Annotated in this window: 3 protein-coding genes; 1 reads left to right on the forward strand and 2 read right to left on the reverse strand. The window is 46.4% G+C overall.

What is annotated here, in order from left to right; all coding sequences use genetic code 11:
• Nucleotides 1-272 precede the first annotated feature (272 nt).
• On the forward strand, nt 273-584 hold the full coding sequence (locus ACQY26_RS07465) for a hypothetical protein (RefSeq protein WP_428048593.1): 312 nt from the start codon (nt 273-275) through the stop codon (nt 582-584).
• Nucleotides 585-724: 140 nt separating this feature from the next.
• On the opposite strand, the gene ACQY26_RS07470 is transcribed toward ACQY26_RS07465, so the two are convergent.
• Complete coding sequence (locus tag ACQY26_RS07470) at nt 725-1,579, reverse strand: sulfide/dihydroorotate dehydrogenase-like FAD/NAD-binding protein (protein WP_428048595.1); 855 nt, start codon at nt 1,577-1,579, stop codon at nt 725-727.
• Nucleotides 1,580-1,581: 2 nt separating this feature from the next.
• Nucleotides 1,582-2,363, reverse strand: a 782-nt coding sequence (locus tag ACQY26_RS07475) for an FAD-dependent oxidoreductase (protein WP_428048597.1), incomplete at its 5' end; no start/stop codon positions are given.

Below are 2,363 nucleotides of genomic sequence, written 5' to 3' on the forward strand. Positions count from 1 at the left end.
CTTGATTTCTTTTAGATTTGAGCCTGATTTTAGTTTTTTCGTAGTGAGGTATCAAAACTAAAGAAAAGGCTAAAATCAGGCCAAAGGTAAAAGCAAATTGTAAGCCTAAATGATTGTCGTTCAGACGGAAACCTAAAACAAAATCATAAAACAGTTGACTGTTTTTTTTTGATAAATTTTCCTCATAAAATCAGCCCGCCAATCAAGAAATATCTTTGTTTTAGCTAAGGTTAGTTTTAGCGGGCTGTTTAACTATAAAGGAGGGAAAATAGATGTCAAAAAATAAAACGGTTAGAAATGTATTTTTTACAATATTTTGTCTTTTCGCCTGCATAAGTTTAGGTTATGCCGAAAGCTGCAGCAGTGTAGGCAGCAAGCAGGACAAATATGTTGCGAATGAGCCTGATTTTTGCAGTTACCGCAAGTATACCAGAACCTGTTGTTCAAACGGTTCTTGGAGCGAGTGGGACGGCGAATGCTTAAAATGTATGGGAAATCGGCCAAGCGGTTCTTGCGGCCCCGGCTACGCTTCATCTGTATATACGTATGTCTGCACCAAAGAATCTGAACTGATATTTGAATAATTTCCGGGATAGACCCCGGCTCTCAACTAACCGCCCCGCCTCAGCTTAAGCCAAGGCGGGGTTTTTGTAAATTTTCTTGGGCGTAAAAAAATAACGCCGGCTTTTTAAAGCCGGCGTCCTTTGCAATCAAACTTAAAAAATTAATGCAGTCCTATTTTGCATTTGTGATCTTTTTCGTAATGTTCTAAAGATTCTTTCTCCTCGGTTTTATATTCGCCGGTGCGCTTCATAAGGTTGTCAAAGTCGATATTTGAAGCTTCAAACATCGGTCCGTCCACGCAGGCGAATTTCGTTTCCCCGTTTACTATTACGCGGCAGCAGCCGCACATTCCCGTGCCGTCCAGCATTATCGGGTTTAAGGAAGCAAAAGGCTTTATCCCAAGTTCCGTCATAAGTTTTGCTGTAAATTTCATCATCGGGATAGGGCCTATTATAAAACCGGCGTCTATTTTTTCGCCTTTTTCGTGCAAAGTTTTTAAAGCGTCGGTAACCAAGCCTTTTTGGCCGTAACTGCCGTCGTCCGTGGCTATGGCAGTTACGTCGGATACGGCTTTCATTTCGTCTTCAAGGATAAGCAGGCTTTTGGTTCTTGCGCCCAAAATGGAAACTATTCTGTTGCCGGCTTCTTTAAAAGCTTTTGCTATAGGCAGTATTTCCGCTATGCCTACGCCGCCGCCGACGACGGCTACGGTTCCGTACTTTTTAATTTCAAGCGCGGTGCCCAGCGGGCCGGCCACGGTCAGGAATTTATCGCCTTGCTTTAAATTGTTAAACATCAGCGTGGATTTGCCTATGGCTTGTATAATTGCCGTTATAGTTCCTTTTTGCGGGTTCCAGTCCACAAGCGTTACGGGCACTCTTTCGCCTAGTTCCTCCGCCCTTAAAATGATAAACTGCCCGACTTTCGCTTTTGCCGCTATCAAAGGAGCGTAAATTTCAAATTCGCAGATAGTGTCGGATATGTTTTTTTTGTTTACTATAGTATATTTTTCCATAATTATTTACCGCCTTTAGGTTTCTTGCCGGAGAGATATTCGCTTATTTTCCCGGCGGCCAAAAGCCCGTCCTTCATGGCCAAAAGTACTGTTGCGCCGCCTCTGGTAATATCGCCGCCGCCGAATACGCCTTCGATACTGCTTTGGCCGTCTTCTTTAAGTTCCAGAGTGCCGCGCTCGGTCATTTTAAGGCCGGGCGTAGTTTTGGGGATAATCGGGTTCGGTTTTTGGCCTATGGCGACTATAATGGAATCCGCCGGGATTATAAAATCCGATCCTTCCACCGGCACCGGGCGTCTTCTGCCTTTGGCGTCAGGCTCGCCTAGTTCGGCCTTAAGGCATTTAAGGCCGGTTACATGGCCTTTATCATCGGTCATGATTTCTTTTTGTATCGTCAGGAATGAAAATTTTACGCCTTCTTCCATGGCGTTTTCCACTTCTTCGCCGCGGGCCGGCATTTCGGCCTGGCTTCTTCTGTAAACCACCGTTACGCTTTCCGGCCCCAAACGCTGAGCGCAGCGGGCCGCGTCCATCGCGCTGTTTCCGCCGCCTAAAACTATTACGTGTTTGCCCAGTTTTACCGGCGTGTCTGCTTTAGGAAAGTCGTAAGCTTTAAGCAGATTGATTCTCGTCAAGAACTCGTTTGCGCTGTATACGCCGACGGCGTTTTCCCCGGGTACGCCCGCCATAGTGGGCAGGCCCGCGCCGCTGCCCACAAAGACGGCCTTATAGCCCATCTCGAACAGCTCGTCGATGGTCAGGACCCGGCCGATGACCATGTTGG

This window comes from Candidatus Proelusimicrobium excrementi (genome assembly GCF_937881865.1).
Classification (GTDB): Bacteria; Elusimicrobiota; Elusimicrobia; order Elusimicrobiales; family Elusimicrobiaceae; genus Proelusimicrobium; species Proelusimicrobium excrementi.